An 18,462-nucleotide genomic window follows, 5' to 3' on the forward strand; every position below is an offset into this window, starting at 1 on the left:
GCCGGGGCCGCCGCCCACGCCGCCGGTTTCGCAAAGGGTTTGCAATTGGGGGCCGAAGTTGTCGGGTAATCCCAGGGTGCGCGGGTCGTTGCCGACCAAAGCCGCACAAAACTCGAAATCGGCGCCTTGCGCCAGCAGCGTGTTGATTTGTTCGTCCAGGCTCTGGGCCTTGGCGGCCGCCGTGGGAAGCAACGTTAGGCAACACACGGCGATGAACCGGCTTTCGAGGCAGCGGGTCTGGCTGCGGCCGTTCGATCCGGCGGTATCGTGCTTATTTTTCATAGTCTGTTCGGTAAAAAATTAATCATGCCGGTTCGCGGTACGTTATCGGCTTACTGGCAAAAACGGTCGAAAGTAATATTGATTTCGGCGTCGTTGTAGTCCAAGTCGCTATTTTGGAAAGGTAGATCCTCCCAAAACTGGCTGCCTCCCTGCGATACATCAAATGGCGTTTTACTGACTCTGTCGCTCACCACGTGCACCGCGCCGTCGGCATTTTTGCTTTGTTCGCTAAAGTAAGCGAAGTTGCCTTCGCCGTTCAAGCAGACGCCGGCGTCTTTTACGCAAAAGATATTCGAGCCTGTCTGAATGGGTTCAACGATTAAATCGGCTCCAGTATAGGGATCAAGGTTACTGGTTTGATCGCCGGGACGCTGGTTCAGATTGGCGCCGTTAGGGATGAAGAAATAGCCGATGTTTTGCCGGTCTTCCAGATAAAGCGTTTTCAGCAGATTGAATGTCGCGGTCTGCATTCCGCCCGGGGTCTGGATGTTGAACAGGATTCGCCCCTTACCGGTTAGCGTGTTATAGACCCCGAACAGGCTTTTGAAATCGGATTCGCCGCGGACCAAATTGATGTGGGCTTTTTGGCTGACGGCCCTGAAAAGATCCAGCGACGGTTTTCCTTCGACATTTCTGTTGGCGCTGCTGCATCGGCTCAATTGGTTGACGACACTCTGCGCGGACGCGGTTAAGCCCAATTCGCCCCAAAGCACCGCGGCGGCGGCGGCGACATGCGGGGCGGCGAAAGAAGTGCCGGTTTGTCTGGCATAGCCGTTGGCGCTGGCAGTTGCGGTATAAATACAGGTGCCCGGTGCATAAATATCGACTGCCGGCCCGAAGTTGCTGGGGTTCCGGGTGTCGCAGCCGTTGCTGGGGTCGCTGGCCGTGCTCGGCCAAGCGGGATTGCTGGCCGTGGCCGTATGCAGAATATCGGTGGTGGTGCTTTGGGGGGCGGTAGTACTCACAGCCGTTGGGTCGCTTACCGTGCTGTTACCGACGCATAATACCAAGTCCGACCAGGAGCAAGGATAGCGGTGGGCGCCGTTTTCCGAATGGTCGACGATGTTCACGGGTGTATAAGAATGAGTCGCCGGATCATAGCCGTTGCCGGCGGCGGCCACAATCAGTTTGTCGTGGCCGGTGGCTGTCGCACCCAGTGAGTCGCAATTCAAGTCACTCGTAGTGATGGGTGTGTTGGAGGAGAAAGCGGCATATCTTAAGGCGCACTTTAGTTCGTTTTGTTCGCTGGTGACTTGCTCCCAACTCAAGTTAATGACTTTTACGTTAGCTTGGTTGGCGGCGGCAATCACGCCGGCAACGCGTGGTCCCAGGTTATAGTTACTGCCGTATGAGTAAATTTTGGCGCCGTACGCGATGCCGGAAATGCCGCCGTTGCCGTGCTTGGCGGCTATGATGGCAGCGATAGCGGTAGCATGCTCGCTAGTGCTGCTGCCGCTGTCAGAGACAACTTGCCCTACCAGGTCGTTGTGCGAGGCATCAACGCCGCTATCGACAACCGCAACGCCTACGGCGGTACCCAGGCTGTCTGTACCCGGCTGCGCACCGGCAAGTGTGTCCCATGCCTCAAGCGTGTGTATACGCGGCAGGCCCCATTGTTTTATACCGCCATCGTCGGCTTGGCCAGCTGGAAAGCCGGCGATGTTGGGTCCGGCGTTGCGCACTTCATCGTAGCTTTTGAATAGGCCGATTGCCGAGGTTATCGACTCGATGCGTTGGCGGTCGGACAGGCCGGTATTGACGGCCAGCTCAACCTGAAATAGTCCTATTTCCGGAATTTGGCCGCTTATTCGGCCGGGATGGCCGTTAACCGCGCGGGTGGTTTCCGCCACGATTTCTTCGATGCGGTCTGGAGACGTGCCGGCCAAAAAGCTGACCAGCACATTTTCCGCGACCCAAAATTCGCCGTTTGCCGGGTTTTCCAGAATATCAGCAACCGCTGTGTCGGGGCCGTTAGGAAAGCGCGACACCTGGAGAATAGTCGTGCCAGATAGGCTGGGGGTAAGGCTAAGGCCGCTCTGTCCGGTTGCTCGGTACAGCAATTGCCCTTCGCTGGATGCGCTCACCGGAATTTCCGCCGTATAGATTCCGTTGCCGCCGTTAAATAGTTGACCCACGGTCTCCCAGCCGGAATCCGCCAGGGTATTTGTGCAGGCGGAACCCGCGGGAGTGCATTTCTGCAACACTAGGGTGTCCGGGAACACCGTTACGCCGCTGGCGGCGGCCTGGAAAGATACTGTCGCCGGCGAATTGACCGGAATGGCTCCGGGCACAATATTGGGCCTGGCTATCGTCAGTACGTCCTGGGCGGGAGACACTTCCACGGCTACATCCGTGCTGACTGTTTCGCCGCTGCCGGCCAGCGTCAGCCGCGAAGTAACTGTGTAGCGGCCAGGTGTTACGCCGGTAAAGTCGATGGGGACTTCCTGGATGCGGGGTTTGGTTTCGTTTCCCGGCAACGGCGCGCTAAACGTGACGGTCTGAACCGCATCGGGCGTCAAGCTAACGCCGCCGTTATCGGGTGAGGTAACCTGGACGAAGTTGGCTTGGTAGGCCTGGTTGTCGGCTTTGAATAAATCGGCGAAGAACGGAAATCTGACCGTTTCGCCGGCTTTGACAAAAAGGTACGAACTGCCCTTGCGGAGGCCGATGTTGGGCGCAGTAACGACTTCAAGGCTAATGACGTCGCTGAGCGCGGGCTTGACCGTTGGCGTCGAGGCGGTCAGTTGTCCGCTCCCAGCCACTGTAAACGCTGTAAAGGTTGCCGAGGCTACCCCCGCCGCGTCCGTGGATACGGTCGCTGTGGATACATCGCCGAGTCCTGAGATGGTAAATGCTATGGGAACATCAACTATGGGCAAGCCGAGACCGCTTAAAGTTGCTTGCGCGGTTAATGCCGCTCCGACAGCCTGGGTATCTAGTACCGGTTGCAGTTCGAGGGTGTCGGCGCAGGTATCGATGCGGGCCGATAAACGTTGCCCGGGCCGGGCCTTGACAGCGGTCAATTCGAGCCGGTTGCCGCCTGCGTTCAAGCGGACGGGGATTTCGGTAACGTTGATACTTTTATTGACGATACCGATCCGTTGAGAGTTGACGGCGACCTTGGCGCTTGAGAGCCGATCGCCGACAGGCGCGCCGACCCGGGCGCCGTTCACCAAGCGCAATACGGCCTTACCGCCGCGCGGGACATCGAATTCGAACAGCCGGGATTGCGGCTTGCCGCTCTCGGCCTCGAATATTTTAATCGGCAACACATTGCCGGTAGGCCCGCAGGCATGCTGCACGGCAAGCGGAAACAGCGCGGAAACCAGGATTTGATGGCGGCGGGTTTCCAAACCTTTGACCCGGACATACACCGTTCCGGATGCGGCCTCTTGAAATTTTGCCGTGCCGGTGAAAATGCCGTCGCGCTCGTCCTGGCGCGCTTGGCCGTGGCGGCCGGATGGGCAGCGGCCGCCCTGTTTTTTATCGCGATGGGACGAGGGGCAGCTTCCGCCGGGTTTGGCGGCGTCGCGCAATAGTGCGATGGGCACGAAAACCGTACGGCCATTCGGCAACTGTTTTTGTTGTTCCAGGATCAGGTGTTCCGAAAAACGCAGGTTCTTATCGGCAATTTCCAGGCTGAACAAAACTTCGCCGGCTTGCCCGGCTATCAGGTAAGGCGGGCTCATGCCGGTATTCAGGGTGTCAAGAAAACCCACGCCGGGATCGTGTTTGTCGTGTGCGTAACCCGGTGCGCCAAGCGCCAAAAAGACGGCAAGCCAGAACGCTGTCCGGCGGTTCTTGGTAAACATATCGCACCTCCTATCGTTACGGGTAGCGGTCGGGCAAAACGGCAAAACCCACTGCCATGGTTCCGCGCTAAAACATACGGCTTTTATGGTTATTAGCGTCTTCTCCAGGGTGTTTGTCAAGAGCCTTTTGCGTCAGCTGATTAGGGAGACGGAACCCTGCGGGAGCCTGTCCGCCCGGTGTTTTGGGAAGGCGCCGAATCGGCCGCGTCTTTACTGCATTCGCGAGGATGACGCTGTCATCGAAGCGTTCTTAGCAATGGCTGGCGGTTTCGCGGTATTCCTCGGCGGCCGCAAGGATTTTGCGGGCGGGCAGTGCAAGAATCCGTTCGGCAAATCGGCAGGCCTGCCGCAGATGGTCTTCCGCGCTTGCGCTTAAGCCGTCGCCCAGCTCGAACGATGTAGTCTTGATACTCAACAAAAAGCCGGGCGGGGCCATTTCGCCGGTTATGTTTTCGAATACTTGCAACAACGCTACGGGACTCATGGCGTGACTGGTGTAGCTGTTGTCCCGGCGGGGGGCGAGACGGCTAAACCCGAACGGGCTGTCGCCGCTGACCGCCGCATCGACAAATATGACCAATTCCCGATTCTGCAAATCCAGCGCATGCTCGATTTGCAGTTGAAAGTCGGTCAGCAGCTCTACGCGGCTCAAATCCGCGTGTTGCTCCAGATGGGCCAGCAACAGCGGGCCAACGGCATCGTCGCCGCGGCTGAGGTTGCCGTAGCCGAACACCAGGATGGGTTTTGTCATGCCGGCCGCTTAATGTTCGAAACTGCCGTCGCCGTGGCGCACCAAGCGGTCTATCATGTCGCCTTGGGCATCGAGCAATTCCAGTTGCAGCGGCATTTTACCCACAGCGTGCGTGGCGCAGGACAGACAAGGGTCGTAAGCTCGAATCGCCACTTCCAGATTGTTCAACAACGGTTCGGTCAATTCCCGGCCGGAAAGGTATTCCGCCGCCACTTGCCGTACCGATTCGTTCATGCCCATGTTGTTGCTGGTGGTGGACACGATCAGGTTGGCCTTGGTGACGATGTCGTTTTCGTCGACCTGATAATGGTGAAACAGCGTGCCGCGCGGCGCTTCGATGACGCCTATGCCCTCGTAGCGTTTTTCGCCCTTGGCCACCAGATCGCTACTCATCACGTCCGGATCGTGCAGCAGGATTTTGATGCTTTCCGCGCAATGCAGCAATTCGATCAGGCGCGCCCAATGGAAGGCCAGCGTACTGTGTACCATGGCTTCCGGGCTGTGTTGTTTAAAGTCGACTCGGGCGGCTTCCGCCAACGGCGTATCGATAAAGTCGCAGTTATTCACCCGCGCCAAGGGGCCGACACGATACCAGCCGTCCGCCTTGCCGATGGAAGTCAGGTAAGGGAACTTCATGTAGCTCCAGGAACGGACTTCTTCGTGGATCAGATCGGTGTAGTTGCAATAATCGAAGTGATCGACAATGGTTTCGCCGTTATCGTTTTTGGCCCGGATGCCGCCGTGATACAACTCCAGCGCGCCGTTGGGCTTGACCAAGCCGAGATAATTGCTGCGAATGGTGGCGAAATCGTCGTAATACGGCAGATTGGCGGTGTGGACTTTTTTGATCAAGTCCACCGAGGCGTCGGCCCAGGCGACGATCCGGTCGATATCTTCCAGCAAATAATCGCGTTCTTCCTTGCTCAAGGCCTTGTTCATGCCGCCGGCAATCGCGCCGGTACCGTGCACCCGCTTACCGGACACCATGCGTATCACTTCCTGGCCGTATTTGCGCAACTTGACGCCTTGCAGGCCGATGTCGGGATAATCGCCCAGTACGGCAATGATGTTGCGTTTGCCGATGTCGCTTTCGAAACCGAATAGCAAATCCGGGCTGGAAAGGTGGAAAAAGTGCAGCGCATGCGATTGCAGAACTTGGCCGAAATGCAACAAGCGGCGCAGTTTGTCGGCCGCGGGCGGCAAATCGGCGGGGTCGATGCCGACCAGTTGGTCTATGGCCTTGGCGGCGGCCAAGTGGTGGCTGACCGGGCAAATGCCGCACAGCCGTTGCACCAGTACCGGCAGCTCCCAGTAAGGCCGGCCCTGGATGAATTTTTCGAAGCCGCGAAACTCGACGATATGCAGGCGGGCCTGTTGCACTTTGTTGTTTTCGTCCAGCAATAAGGTGACCTTGCCGTGGCCTTCGACGCGGGAGACAGGGTCGACGACTACCCGCTTCAGCTTGGCGGGATTTGGGGCGGTTTCCAGATGTTCGTACATAATGATTCCTTATCAGTCGTAATGGACTAATTCATAAGGGAAAGACGGTTCGCGGCCTTCCAGCAAGGCGGTCAGAAAACTCCAGAATACGTCGGCGGACGGTGGGCAACCCGGCAAGAAATAGTCGATTTTGACGATTTCATGGATGGGATGTACCTTATCCAGTAACAGCGGCAATTCCGGATCGCTGGGGATTTGCGCGTTCTCGACGCCGATGCCGTCGCGATAGGCTTCCAGCAGGCAGGATTCCAGGGAAATGGAGTTGCGCATGGCGGGCAGGCCGCCGTTGATGGCGCAGGCGCCGACGGCGACCAGAATCTTGCAGTTTTTACGAAACTCGCGCAGCACATGCACGTTTTCGGAATTGCAGACCCCGCCTTCGATCAAACCGATATCGCACGGGCCGCAGTGTTCGATGTCGGTGATCGGCGAGCGGTCGAATTCCGCCACTTCCGCCAGGGTCACCAGACGTTCGTCCAGATCCAGAAACGACATATGGCAACCGAAGCAGCCGGCCAGCGAAGTAGTCGCAACTTTAATCTTGGCCATGGGGGCCCTCCTGGGCTAATGCCACTTCGCTGATATGTTGGTGGTCGTAAATGCGCTGGCCTATGGGCACTTGATAACCGGTGCGTTTGATCAATATGGCGCCGGTCGGGCAAATGTGGGCGGCGCAATCGTCGACGGCTATGTCGCTGTCTTTCAGTTGTCCGCTGGGCGAATTGACGATCAAGCGTTTGTTGATGCCGCGCCCGGCGATGCCGAACACGTTTTTGCCGTCCTTCTCCTTGCTGGCGCGCACGCAGAGGTTGCAGAAAATGCAGCGGTTGTGGTCGATCAAAATATCCGGATGCGACGCGTCCATTTCCCTGTGGGCGTAAAAATGCGGGTAGTGGTTGTCCAGCATGTTCAGATGGTAGGCCACGCCCTGTAGTTGGCAATTGCCGGATTTTTCGCAGGACGGGCATAAGTGATTGCCTTCCACGAACAGCATCTGGGTGATGCGGCGCCTGTCCTGTTCCAATTCCGCGCTGTTGTTGATGACCGTTTGCCCCTCTGAGGCGGGGAAGGTGCAGGCCGAGCAGTTGCGGCCGTTGACTTTGACCGTGCATAGCTTGCAACTGCCATGCGGCGTGTAACCGGGTTGGTGGCATAGATGCGGGATATAGACGCCGGCGGCGGTAGCGGCTTCGATGATGGTTTGGCCGTCCTCGAACGGTATGTTTTGACCGTCTATGTTGATAGTGCCTGTCATGTTAATCCTCCACTTGCGATAAGTGCGCGCCGGCGTCGTTGCGCCGCGCCATGCGGCGGGCGGTTTCCAATGCGCCGTCCAAATCGAAACCCGGCTCGTAGCTGATATTTTTCAAGCGTTTTTGATACAGATCCGGATAACGCTGCAAAGTGGTCAGAATCGGGTTGGCGGCGGTTTGCCCCAGGCCGCAATGGCTGTGGCTTTTTACCAATTGGCACAAGCTTTCCAGTTCCACGACATCGCCGGCCGAGCCGTGGCCGTCGATGATTTTATCCAGTTGTTTTTTCAGCAGCGAGGTGCCGACCCGGCAGGGTGTGCAGAAACCGCAACTTTCATGGGCGAAAAAGTGGGTGAAATTTTGCACGATGTCCAGCACGTTGCGGCTGTCGTTAAAGACGATGAAAGAGCCGCCGGTGGCCAAATCCTCGAAAGCCAGTTGGCGTTTGAATTCCTTGTTGGAGATAAAGGTCCCGGAAGGGCCGCCGATCTGTACGCCCAGTACATCCGTAGCGCCGCAATCGGCCAGGATTTGTTCGATGTTGACGCCGAATGGGTATTCGTAAATGCCGGGGCGGGCGCAATCGCCGCAGATGCTTAAAATCTTGCTGCCGGCGGATTTGTCGGTGCCGAAGCCGGCGAACCAGTCGCCGCCCTGCACGGCAATTTTGGCGGCGGCCAGAAAGGTTTCCACGTTGTTGACGACCGTGGGTTGGTTCAAGTAGCCGCTGGTGACCGGATAAGGCGGACGGTTACGGGGAATGCCGGGTTTGCCTTCCAGCGATTCGATCAGGGCCGACTCTTCGCCGCAGATGTAGGCGCCGGCGCCGAGGCAAATCTCGATATCGAAATCCAGGCCGAGATCCAGAATATTTTCCCCCAACAGTCCGTCCGCGCGGCGTTGTTGCAGTACGGCTTGTAATTTATCGAACAGATGCAGGTATTCGCCGCGCAAATACAGGAAGCCTTGCTTGGCGCCGATAATGGCGGCAGCCAGCGTCATGCCCTCGAATACCTGATCGGCATGGCTGTTCAATAACACCCGGTCCTTGAAGGTGCCAGGCTCGCCTTCGTCGGCATTGCACACCACATAATGGTGTTCGGCGGTTTCTTCCGCGCAGAAACGCCATTTGGCGGCGGTTTTAAACCCCGCGCCGCCGCGGCCGCGCAAACCCGAACGGTCCAGTTCCGCCAAGGTGGCCGCCAAGCCCCGGTTGAAGGCGCCGGTAATGGCCGCGCCTTTTGCAATGGGGGCGTTCAGCAGCAGACCTGCTTTGTAAATGTTGTCGTTAACGGCGAACAAATAGTCGGGCCATTCGGAAACGGGCAGTTGTCGTTCTATCGAGGCCGCGATTTGGTCGATTCTGGGCCGGTCCAGCCGGGTTAGCGGCAAGCCGTTGACAAGTCCCGCCGGCCCTTGGTCGCACATGCCGGTACAGGAAGTATTATTCAGGCTTACCAGTCCATCGGCGCGTACCTCGCCGGGGTTAACCTTGAGCATGCTGGACAGGTAGCCTAAAAGATTTTCCTTGTCCAGCATGCGGTCGGTAATCGAATCGCTGATCAAAATGTCGTAGCGGCCTTGTGGCGTTAAATGCAGAAAACTGTAGAATTCCACCACCGCGATGATCTGGGTGCGGGGAATTTGCAGCGCCTCGGCCAGATAGTCGATCGCTTCCGCCGGGATATGCCGGTATTGAGCCTGAATTTTTCTCAGTAGGGATAGCAGCCTAACCGGCTGGTAGTCTGCTTCTGTCAGAATTGCGGTTAGAAACGTTTTCATCGTAGTGTTACCGGTTATTTAAGTTGCTTGGACGATTATGAATCACTCAAAAAAACCTTTGTTTAAGCCGGCCATGGACTTTAACGGCCGGCCGTTGGCTGTTTGCCTGGAGAAAATAGCCGAACAAAAGCAATTATTAAACCGAGTGCAAAACAGTTTGCCTGCCGATATTGCCGAACATGCCGTTCATTGCGTGCTTAGTAATACTCGTTTATTAGTGTATACCGATTCGGCGGTTTGGGCATCGCAAATCCGTTTTTTTAATCAGTTAATCCTGAATGACATGCGGGCGGGCGGGCATCAAAACATTCTTAGCGTGCAGGTCAAGATAATATTGTCCGCAACACACGGGTCACGCAAGCGAATTGTGCGATTGCCTTCCGCCGAAACCGTTGCCGGCATTTTCGGCCAAATAGACGATGAGAGTGGCGACGCCCTGGATTTAGCCTTGGCCAAATTGGGGCGTACGCTCAGGAAGCGCTTGGCGCTTAAAGCCGGTTGACCGAAATCAAGCGGTTTTTAAGCGCGTTTTGCAAGATGGGCGGAGCTTTAACCGGCTAGTGGAGCGGACGATTGGGCGGAGCGCATATAAGAAATAGGTGCGTCGCCGGCATTTTCGAAGGTGACCATTTCCCAGGCGTCTTTGTTTTCCAGCAAGGTCAGCAACAGTTTGTTATTCAGCGCATGCCCCGATTTAAAGCCCTGATATTCGCCGATCAGGCTATGGCCCAGCAGATACAGGTCGCCGATGGCGTCGAGTATTTTGTGTTTGACGAACTCGTCGGCATAACGCAAGCCGTCCTCGTTCAATACCTTGTCGTCGTCGACCACGATGGCATTGTCCAGGCTGCCGCCCAAGGCCAGATTGTTTTCCCGTAAGAATTCGATGTCGCGCATAAAGCCGAAAGTGCGGGCGCGGCTGACTTCCTTGACGAAGGTGGTGGAGGAAAAATCCATCACCGCCGTTTTCAAATGCTCCGAAAAAGCCGGATGTTCGAAATCGATGGTAAAAGTGACTTTAAAGCCGTCGAAAGGCTCGAATGCCGCCCATTTATCGGCGTCTTCCACCCGGATCGGGCGTTTGATGCGTATGTATTGCTTGGGGGCATCCTGCTCCACCACGCCGGCCGATTGCAGCAGGAATACGAACGGGCCCGCGCTACCGTCCATGATGGGTACTTCCGGCGCGCTGACGTCGATGATGGCGTTATCGATGCCCAGCCCCGCCATGGCGGACAACAGATGCTCCACGGTAGAGACTTTGACATTGCCGCTGGTCAGGGTGGTGGAGAGTTTGGTTTCGCCGACATTTTCCGGCCGGGCTTCTATGGTCACCGGAGTTTCCAGATCGACGCGCCGGAAGCGGATGCCGCTATTGGCTTCGGCCGGATGTAGCGTCAGATAGACTTTGTCGCCTGTGTGCAAGCCAACGCCAGTGGCCCGAATGGTGTTTTTGAGAGTGCGTTGTTTGATCATGAAATGCCGGCAGATAAATAAAACAAAGCGGGGAAGTCTACCATAATTTATGATAGCTCCCCCATAAGCTTAGGCGGGTATTTAGTCCGCTTGGCGTCTTAAAAAGGCCGGAACGTCCAAATATTCCAAATCGGCATCGGTTCTAGGCTGCGCGCCGAAACGGGTTTCGCGGGTCGCATCCGGTCTTTGATTCCGAATCACGGTAGGCTTGTCCAACTGGTCGTAGCTGACTTCGCCGGCGGCGACTTTAGGCACCAATTTAATCGGCGCGCTGGCTTTGACCTTTTCGCCCATGCCGGTCGCCACCACGGTAACCTTGACTTCGGTACCCATGGAGGGGTTGACCGCCATACCGATTTTGATGTCGGCATCCTCGGAGGCGAAGGCATGCATGATGCTGCCGATTTCGTCGAACTCGTTCAGGCCCAGATCGCCGTTGGAGGTGACGTTAACCAGAATGCCGCGGGCGCCTTGCAGGTTGATGTCTTCCAGCAGCGGGCAGGCAATGGCTTTTTCGGCCGCCAGACGGGAGCGGTTTTCGCCGCTGGCGACGCCGGTGCCCATAATGGCGCTACCCATGTTGGACATGACGGTGCGGACGTCGGCAAAGTCGACGTTCATCAAACCCGGATGGGTGATCAGCTCGGTGATGCCTTGTACCGCATCCAACAACACGTCATTGGCGACCCGGAACGACTCCACCAGCGAACGGTTATTGCCCAAGGTCGGCAGCAGTTTTTGGTTGGGAATGATGATCAGGGAATCGACCAGTTTTTCCAGTTCGCGCAGGCCGTTTTCGGCCACGGCTTTTTTCTTGGTGCCTTCGAAATCGAAGGGTTTGGAAACCACCGCCACCGTCAGTACGCCCATTTCCTTGGCTTCTTCCGCAAACACGGTAATCGCGCCGGTACCGGTGCCGCCGCCCATGCCGGCGGTCAAAAACACCATATCGGCGCCTTGGATGACTTCGCGGATGCGCTCGCGGTTTTCTTCCGCCGCCGCCCGTCCCACTTCCGGACGGGTGCCGGCGCCCAGACCCTTGGTCAATTCCACGCCCAGTTGTACGATGGTGTCGACATTCATTTGCCGCAGTGCCTGAGCATCCGTGTTGGCGCAGATGAACTGCACGCCGTCGATACCGGTTTCTATCATATGATTGACCGCGTTGCCGCCGCCACCCCCAACACCGATGACTTTAATAACGGCATTGCCACTATTGTCCATTAATTCATATTTCATTTTCACACCCTCCAGACACACAAATTAAAAATTACCTTGAAACCAGTTTTTTATCGTCGACCACAGATTGTCTCCGTCGTCGTTTAAACCCAATGACCGGCCATGGTGGTCCTTGCCGTAAATCAGCAAGCCTACCGCGGTCGAATAGATCGGGTTTTGCGCTACATCGGTCAGTCCGGACACATGCAGCGGTGTCCCCAGCCGAACCGGCATATGGAATATTTCCTCCGCCAGTTCGGTCAATCCTCTTACCTGCGAACTGCCGCCGGTGATGACCATGCCGGCCGCAATCAAATCTTCGTAGCCGCTACGGCGTAATTCCGCCTGTACCAGCAACATTAATTCCTCGTAACGCGGTTCGACAATTTCCGCCAGATTCTGCACGGAAATTTTGCGAGGTTCCCGGTCGCCGATACTCGGCACATCGATCATGTGCTGAGGGTCGGCCATATCCGTCAACGCGCAGGCATGTTGACGTTTGATTTCCTCGGCATTCTTGGTCGGCGTTCTCAAGGCCACGGCGATGTCGTTGGTGACTTGGTCGCCGGCAATCGGAATCACCGCGGTATGTTTGATGGCGCCTTCGGAAAAGATGGCGATATCCGTGGTACCGCCGCCGATGTCGATCAAACAGACCCCCAAATCCTTTTCATCGTCCGTCAACACCGCCGAACAGGAGGCCAACTGCTCCAGTACGATGTCGTCCACATCCAGCCCGCAGCGGCGGATGCATTTGACGATATTCTGCTCGGCGCTGACGCTGCTGGTCACCATGTGCACCTTGGCCTCCAGGCGGATGCCCGACATGCCGATCGGCTCCTTGATGCCTTCCTGCTGGTCGATCACAAACTCCTGCGGCAGGATATGCAGTATTTTCTGATCGGCCGGAATCGCCACAGCCCGCGCCGAGTCGATCACCCGGTCGATGTCGTGCTGGGTGACTTCCTTTTCCTTGATCGCCACAATGCCGTGCGAATTCAAGCTCTTGATGTGGCTGCCGGCGATACCGGCAAACACGGATTTGATCTGGCAGCCGGCCATCAGCTCGGCTTCCTCGATCGCGCGCTGGATCGAGTGCACGGTCGATTCCAGATTGACGACTATGCCTTTCTTCAAGCCCTTGGACGGTGCGGTACCGATGCCGATGACTTCAATCTCGTCGCCGCCGCGAAACTCGCCGACAATGGCCGCCACCTTGGACGTGCCGATGTCCAGCCCCACTAATAAATTTCGATCTGTCTTTTTGGCCATTTTTCTGCTCGATAAGCGTTTACCCCTAAGGGCACAAGTAAATAAGGTTTTAATTATGTTGTCCGCGTCCGTTAAAGCCGGCGCTCCTGTACTGCGTTCTTGCGATTTTCGGCAACCGCTTTCCAATCGATTGCAGGCGTATCCGGCTTCCAGGTCACTGCGTAGCCGTTGGGATAACGGGTATCCACGCTGGCCATCATGGCTATTTGCTCCTCGCCCAGTAAATCCATGGTTTTCAAAAAACGTTGCATGTTTTCCAGCGGCGCCTTGCCGCCCAACTGCATTTCCAGACCGCTGGCCAGTTTAATTCGCCAGGCCCGGCGATCGTTGACATGAAATTCGGCCAATTGCATCGACTTATCCTTTAATACGATGTATACGCCCTTCATGATTTCCAGCAATTTCTTTTCCTGTCCCTCGGGGCCGGTAATCAGCGGCAAATTTTTAAATTCGCCGATATCGTCCGGTATCAACACCTCGCCCTGTTTATTCAGTACCGCCTTGTCGCCCCAGCGTACGATCGGTTTTTGCTCGGTGATCTTGATATGCACCGCATCCGGCCATACCCGTTTTACATCCACTGCCGCTACCAGCGGCAGATGGCTGATTAACTGATGAATGGCGTCCATGTCGGCGTGGTAAAAACCGCGCTTCATCTCCGGCGTCAGTACCTGTTTCAGCCTGTCCTTGCTGGTGTACTGAAACGCGCCTTCAATCTTGACATAGCGTATCGGCCTGCTCATGGCGTCCTGGCTGTGCAGCTGTTTCCAGCCGTACCAGCCGCCGGCCAACACCAACAAGGCCAATGCAATAAACTTCACTCCCGACACCTTAGCCCGCCATGCTGGTTTCCAGAATCCGCCAGACCAGCTGGTTAAAATCCACGCCGGCCGCCTTGGCCGCCATCGGCACCAGACTGTGGTCGGTCATCCCGGGTACGGTATTGACTTCAATCAATTGCGCGCAATCGTTGTCGTCGATAAACACATCCACTCTGGCCCAGCCTTTTACCGCCAAGCCGTTGCATGCTTGCAGCGCCAAGGCTTGCAGCTGTTGCTCGCGTTCGGCGGCCAAACCGCAAGGACAGTGGTATAGCGTGGTATTGGCGCGGTACTTGGCCTCGAAATCGTAAAAGGCATTGGGGGTTTCCAGGCGGATGGCGGGCAGCGCTTCGCCGGCCAATATGCCCACGGTATATTCCTGGCCCCGCACCCATTGCTCCGCGTAAACATCGCATTGGTACTGCCGGGCCACCCGCAAGGCTTCGATTAATTCTTCGCGGCTATCGGCTTTGCTCATGCCGATGCTGGAACCTTCCTGGGCCGGTTTGACGATCACCGGAAAACCCAGCGCGGCGATGCAGGCATCGATGTCTTGCTCGTTTTTCAACACGAACCATAACGGCGTGGTCAAGCCCATGCCTTGCCAGCAAAGCTTGGTGCGCAACTTGTCCATGCTGAGCGCGGAAGCCATCACGCCGGAACCGGTGTACGGCAGGCCCATTACTTCCAACACGGCTTGCAGCACGCCGTCTTCGCCGCCACGGCCATGGATGATGTTGAATACTCTATCGGCCTTTAAACCGGCCAGTGCGTCTATCGGGCTGCCGGCGACATCCACGGCCAGCGCATCGACGCCGCTTTCCTTCAGGGCCTGGAACACCGCATTACCGCTGTTCAGGGAAATTTCCCGCTCGGCGGCGGTGCCGCCCATCAGCACCGCGACTTTGCCGAATTCGGCGGGATTGGTAATCGTTAACGGTTTCATGCTGCTTCACCTATGCGGCAAACCTCGGTTTGCAATGCGATTCCGAACTGATCGAGTACCCGAGTTTGAATATGTTCGATCAAGGCTTCGATATCCACCGCGGTGGCGTTGTCTCGGTTCTCGATAAAATTGGCGTGTTTTTCGGATACCACGGCGCCGCCGATGGCATAGCCTTTTAAACCGCAGGCCTCAATCAGGCGTGCCGCAAAATCGCCGGGCGGATTTTTAAACACCGAGCCGCAAGTCGGTTTATTGGTCGGCTGGCTGGTGTTACGTTTTTCCAGTAGGGCCTTGATATGTTGCTGGCTGGCTTCGCTGTTGCCTTTTTGCAATTGCAACTGCGCGGACAGGAACCATTCGTTATCAAGGCCCTTCACGGAACGGTAGGCTACCTCGAATTCGTGTTTGCCGCGCTGGATCACCACGCCCCGCGCGTTGATCATTTCGACCTGGTCGACGATGCTCCAGGTTTCGCCGCCGAAGGCGCCGGCGTTCATTTTCAGCGCGCCGCCCATGGTGCCGGGAATGCCGGCCAAAAACTCGGCGCCTGTCAGTCCCAAATCGCTGCAAAACCGCGCCACATGGGCGCAAGGCACGCCGGCTTCGACATACACCCGTTCGGAATCGACCAGCCGCATGTCTTTCAAGCGCCCGCGGGTATTGATCACCGTGCCGCGGATACCGCCGTCCCGGACCAATAAATTGCTGCCGAGGCCGATCCAGACCAAGGGCTCGCCTTCCGGCAGGCCGGCAATAAAATCGACCAGATCGGCCTTGTCTTCCGGGAGATACATTCGTTGCGCAGGGCCGCCGACCCGCCAGCTGGTGTATTTGGCCAGCGGTTCGTTGCTGAGCAAAGTGCCTCTAAGCGTAAGCGCCGCCATCATGCCGACACCCCCTGCAATGCCAGGGCCTGTTGCAGCTTTTGCGGCAGTTCGGCGGCAATTTGGCCGACATTGCCGGCGCCCATGGTCAGAATTACGTCGTCCGCCTGTACGATGCCGGCCAAAAGGGTGGGCAAGTCGTCGCGGTTTTGCACGAACACCGGATCTACTTGGCCGCGAACGCGGATGGATCGGCTCAAGGCCTTGCCGTCGGCGCCGTTGATCGGCGCTTCGCCGGCCGAGTACACATCCAATAAAATTAACACGTCGACGCTGGACAGCACCTCGACGAAGTCCTCGAACAGGTCGCGGGTGCGGGTGTAACGATGGGGTTGAAACACTACCACCTTACGGCGTTCGGGCCAGGCTTGGCGCAGTGCTTCCAGCGTGGCCGCCAGTTCGCGCGGATGGTGGCCGTAATCGTCCACCAAGGTCAGTTTGCCGCCGGCGAATTCAAGATCGCCGTTGATTTGAAAGCGGCGGCCGACGCCGGTGAATTCGGCCAGGCTTTTGATGATGGCCGCGTCGTCCACGCCCAAGCTGGTGGCGATGGTAATGGCGGCCAGCGCGTTGAGCATGTTGTGCCAGCCGGGTAGGTTCAAGGTCACTTGCATGGGCGGCAAGCCGTCCCAACGCAGTACGTTGAAATGGGTTTGCAGGCCGTCTTGCTTGATGTCTACCGCTCGTACGTCGGCGGTTTCGCTCACGCCGTAAGTTTTTACCGGTTTGGAAATCAGCGGCAAAATTTCCTGAACGCCGGGATCGTCGACGCACAATACCGCCAAGCCGTAAAACGGCAGCTGATGCAGGAATTTAATGAAGGTGTCCTTCAGGCGGTTGTAGCTGCCGCCATAGGTTTCCATATGGTCCTGATCGATGTTGGTGACAACCGCCATCATCGGTTGCAGATACAAAAACGAGGCATCGCTTTCGTCGGCTTCCGCGACCAGATATTTGCCCAGACCGAGCTTGGCGTTACTGCCGGCGCTGTTCAATCGGCCGCCGATCACGAAGGTCGGATCCAGGCCGCCTTCCGCCAGCATCATGGTGGTCAGGCTGGTGGTGGTGGTTTTGCCGTGGGTACCGGCCACGGCGATGCCGAAGCGGAAGCGCATCAATTCGGCCAGCATTTCCGCTCTTGGAATCACAGGTATCCGATTGGCGTAGGCGGTGACGATTTCCGGATTTTTGCGGTCCACTGCCGTCGAGGTCACTACCACGTCCACATCCGCCACATTGGCGGCCGTATGTTCGAAATAGACTTTTACCCCCATGCCTTGCAGCCTTTCGGTTACCGGGGAGGCTTTGATATCGGAGCCGGAAACGCTGTAGCCCAAATTGGATAATACTTCCGCAATACCGCTCATGCCAGTGCCGCCGATACCGACAAAATGGATTTTAGCTATGCTGCCCAAGGCTTGCGCGGGGTGAATATTCGGCCGGTTCATGGCATCGCCTCCACCCGCGGGGGGGCGAGCGTTACGCAGATGTCCGCGACGGTTTGAGTGGCATGGAGTCTGGCCTGTTTTTGGGCGGCTCGGCTCATCGAAGGTAATGAGGTCATGGCTTGATTAATGAGTTTGCGCAAATTGGCTGCATTCAATTCGGGTTGCGGTAACAGTAACGCCGCGCCGTTTTCGGTCAGAAAGCGGGCGTTGGCGGTCTGGTGGTCGTCTATCGCATGCAATAAGGGCACGAAAATCGCCGGTAGGCCGCTGGCCGCCACTTCGCTGACCGTCATGGCACCGGCGCGGCAAACGATCAGGTCCGCCCACTGATAGGCCGCGGACATATCGTCGATAAACGCTAAAACCTCGGCGTTTACGCCCAGGTTTTGGTAGCGGGCAGCTACTTCGTCCCGCATGGCTGTGCCGGTCTGGTGTTTGATAGCTATGTTTGACAGGCCGGCCAATGCCTCGGGTACGTTATCGTTCAAGACTTTCGCCCCCTGGCTGCCGCCCAGCACCAAAATTCGCAAGGCGCGGGATGCTTGCGGCGTCCAGGCGGATTTTTCGGCAAGGCTTTGCAAAGCCTTGCGCAGGGGATTGCCGGTACAAACCGCACCGACAGCCGCCGGAAAGCTGTCCGGAAAGGCTTCCATCACTTTGCTGGCCGCCAGTTTCACCAGCCAGCGGTTGGTAGTACCCGGTACGCGATTTTGCTCGTGTACCACTAACGGTATGCCCAGCCATTTAGCCATCAACCCGCCGGGACCGGCGACGAAGCCGCCCATGCCCAATACCACATCGGGTCGGCGTTGCCGTAAAATACGCCGGGCCTGCAGGCAGGCTTGCAGCAAGCGAAACGCCGACAGCAGTTTCGAGAACGATCCTTTACCGCGCATGCCGGAAACGGCCAGCCAATCGATATCGATGCCGTGGGCCGGGACCACCCGGCCCTCCAGGCCTGTTTGGGTACCCAGCCAGCTCACGCGCCAGCCGCGGCCGCGCAGTTCCTCGGCGACC

The 18,462-nt window shown here is 57.2% G+C and carries 16 protein-coding genes; 1 reads left to right on the forward strand and 15 read right to left on the reverse strand.

The features are described from left to right. From NP596_RS12990 to NP596_RS13020, 7 genes are all read right to left on the reverse strand, one after another. Positions 1–282 (reverse strand): hypothetical protein (locus NP596_RS12990; protein WP_256615795.1); only part of this gene is annotated, 282 nt, incomplete at its 3' end. 50 nt (positions 283–332) lie between these two features. Beyond that, positions 333–4,094, reverse strand: a complete 3,762-nt coding sequence (locus NP596_RS12995) for a S8 family serine peptidase (RefSeq protein WP_256615796.1) — start codon at positions 4,092–4,094, stop codon at positions 333–335. 250 nt (positions 4,095–4,344) lie between these two features. Beyond that, the gene (locus tag NP596_RS13000) at positions 4,345–4,845 is read right to left on the reverse strand and encodes a hydrogenase maturation protease (protein WP_256615797.1); all 501 of its coding nucleotides are present in this window, start codon (positions 4,843–4,845) and stop codon (positions 4,345–4,347) included. A 9-nt stretch (positions 4,846–4,854) separates the two neighbouring features. Continuing rightward, positions 4,855–6,345: a Ni/Fe hydrogenase subunit alpha gene (locus NP596_RS13005; RefSeq protein ID WP_256615798.1), complete on the reverse strand. Its 1,491-nt coding sequence runs from the start codon at positions 6,343–6,345 to the stop codon at positions 4,855–4,857. A 12-nt stretch (positions 6,346–6,357) separates the two neighbouring features. Further along, positions 6,358–6,894, reverse strand: coding sequence for an NADH-quinone oxidoreductase subunit B family protein (locus tag NP596_RS13010; protein WP_256615799.1), 537 nt, complete (start codon positions 6,892–6,894; stop codon positions 6,358–6,360). Continuing rightward, on the reverse strand, positions 6,881–7,600 hold the full coding sequence (locus tag NP596_RS13015) for a 2Fe-2S iron-sulfur cluster-binding protein (protein WP_256615800.1): 720 nt from the start codon (positions 7,598–7,600) through the stop codon (positions 6,881–6,883). The genes NP596_RS13010 and NP596_RS13015 overlap by 14 nt, the downstream gene beginning before the upstream one ends. Before the next feature lies 1 nt (position 7,601). Continuing rightward, positions 7,602–9,380 (reverse strand): NAD(P)H-dependent oxidoreductase subunit E, encoded by a 1,779-nt coding sequence (locus NP596_RS13020; protein ID WP_256615805.1) that lies wholly within the window; start codon positions 9,378–9,380, stop codon positions 7,602–7,604. 37 nt (positions 9,381–9,417) lie between these two features. On the opposite strand from NP596_RS13020, the gene NP596_RS13025 reads away from it, so the two are divergent. Next, positions 9,418–9,882, forward strand: coding sequence for a DciA family protein (locus NP596_RS13025; protein ID WP_256615806.1), 465 nt, complete (start codon positions 9,418–9,420; stop codon positions 9,880–9,882). Between the two features lie 47 nt (positions 9,883–9,929). Here the strand turns inward: NP596_RS13025 and lpxC are convergent, their stop codons facing one another. From lpxC to murG, 8 genes are all read right to left on the reverse strand, one after another. After that, positions 9,930–10,856 (reverse strand): UDP-3-O-acyl-N-acetylglucosamine deacetylase, encoded by a 927-nt coding sequence (gene lpxC, locus NP596_RS13030; RefSeq protein WP_256615809.1) that lies wholly within the window; start codon positions 10,854–10,856, stop codon positions 9,930–9,932. A gap of 81 nt (positions 10,857–10,937) precedes the next feature. Then, complete coding sequence (gene ftsZ / locus NP596_RS13035) at positions 10,938–12,095, reverse strand: cell division protein FtsZ (RefSeq protein ID WP_256615811.1); 1,158 nt, start codon at positions 12,093–12,095, stop codon at positions 10,938–10,940. 24 nt (positions 12,096–12,119) lie between these two features. Next, positions 12,120–13,346, reverse strand: coding sequence for a cell division protein FtsA (gene ftsA / locus NP596_RS13040; protein WP_256615814.1), 1,227 nt, complete (start codon positions 13,344–13,346; stop codon positions 12,120–12,122). 71 nt (positions 13,347–13,417) lie between these two features. Continuing rightward, positions 13,418–14,167, reverse strand: a complete 750-nt coding sequence (locus tag NP596_RS13045; RefSeq protein ID WP_256615815.1) for a cell division protein FtsQ/DivIB — start codon at positions 14,165–14,167, stop codon at positions 13,418–13,420. Between the two features lie 10 nt (positions 14,168–14,177). Next, positions 14,178–15,113 carry a D-alanine--D-alanine ligase gene (locus NP596_RS13050; RefSeq protein ID WP_256615816.1) on the reverse strand — a complete coding sequence of 312 codons (936 nt, stop codon included), beginning with the start codon at positions 15,111–15,113 and terminating at the stop codon, positions 14,178–14,180. Next, the gene (gene murB, locus NP596_RS13055) at positions 15,110–16,000 is read right to left on the reverse strand and encodes a UDP-N-acetylmuramate dehydrogenase (RefSeq protein ID WP_256615817.1); all 891 of its coding nucleotides are present in this window, start codon (positions 15,998–16,000) and stop codon (positions 15,110–15,112) included. Before murB ends, NP596_RS13050 begins: the two co-directional genes overlap by 4 nt. Next, positions 15,997–17,445: a UDP-N-acetylmuramate--L-alanine ligase gene (gene murC, locus NP596_RS13060; RefSeq protein WP_256615818.1), complete on the reverse strand. Its 1,449-nt coding sequence runs from the start codon at positions 17,443–17,445 to the stop codon at positions 15,997–15,999. The genes murB and murC overlap by 4 nt, the downstream gene beginning before the upstream one ends. Further along, positions 17,442–18,462, reverse strand: a 1,021-nt coding sequence (gene murG / locus NP596_RS13065; protein WP_256615819.1) for an undecaprenyldiphospho-muramoylpentapeptide beta-N-acetylglucosaminyltransferase, incomplete at its 5' end; no start/stop codon positions are given. The genes murG and murC, both read right to left, overlap by 4 nt.

This window comes from Methylomonas rivi, assembly GCF_024505165.1.
GTDB classification, from domain to species: Bacteria; Pseudomonadota; Gammaproteobacteria; order Methylococcales; family Methylomonadaceae; genus Methylomonas; species Methylomonas rivi.

Bases quoted from the DNA above. Each gene is read 5' to 3' on its own strand.
- ftsA (WP_256615814.1), bottom strand. From the start codon at position 13,346: ATGGCCAAAAAGACAGATCGAAATTTATTAGTGGGGCTGGACATCGGC.
- NP596_RS13005 (WP_256615798.1), bottom strand. From the start codon at position 6,345: ATGTACGAACATCTGGAAACCGCCCCAAATCCCGCCAAGCTGAAGCGG.
- NP596_RS13000 (WP_256615797.1), bottom strand. From the start codon at position 4,845: ATGACAAAACCCATCCTGGTGTTCGGCTACGGCAACCTCAGCCGCGGC.
- NP596_RS13015 (WP_256615800.1), bottom strand. From the start codon at position 7,600: ATGACAGGCACTATCAACATAGACGGTCAAAACATACCGTTCGAGGAC.
- murB (WP_256615817.1), bottom strand. From the start codon at position 16,000: ATGATGGCGGCGCTTACGCTTAGAGGCACTTTGCTCAGCAACGAACCG.
- NP596_RS13050 (WP_256615816.1), bottom strand. From the start codon at position 15,113: ATGAAACCGTTAACGATTACCAATCCCGCCGAATTCGGCAAAGTCGCG.
- murC (WP_256615818.1), bottom strand. From the start codon at position 17,445: ATGAACCGGCCGAATATTCACCCCGCGCAAGCCTTGGGCAGCATAGCT.
- ftsZ (WP_256615811.1), bottom strand. From the start codon at position 12,095: ATGAAATATGAATTAATGGACAATAGTGGCAATGCCGTTATTAAAGTC.
- NP596_RS13020 (WP_256615805.1), bottom strand. From the start codon at position 9,380: ATGAAAACGTTTCTAACCGCAATTCTGACAGAAGCAGACTACCAGCCG.
- lpxC (WP_256615809.1), bottom strand. From the start codon at position 10,856: ATGATCAAACAACGCACTCTCAAAAACACCATTCGGGCCACTGGCGTT.
- NP596_RS13010 (WP_256615799.1), bottom strand. From the start codon at position 6,894: ATGGCCAAGATTAAAGTTGCGACTACTTCGCTGGCCGGCTGCTTCGGT.
- NP596_RS12995 (WP_256615796.1), bottom strand. From the start codon at position 4,094: ATGTTTACCAAGAACCGCCGGACAGCGTTCTGGCTTGCCGTCTTTTTG.
- NP596_RS13025 (WP_256615806.1), top strand. From the start codon at position 9,418: ATGAATCACTCAAAAAAACCTTTGTTTAAGCCGGCCATGGACTTTAAC.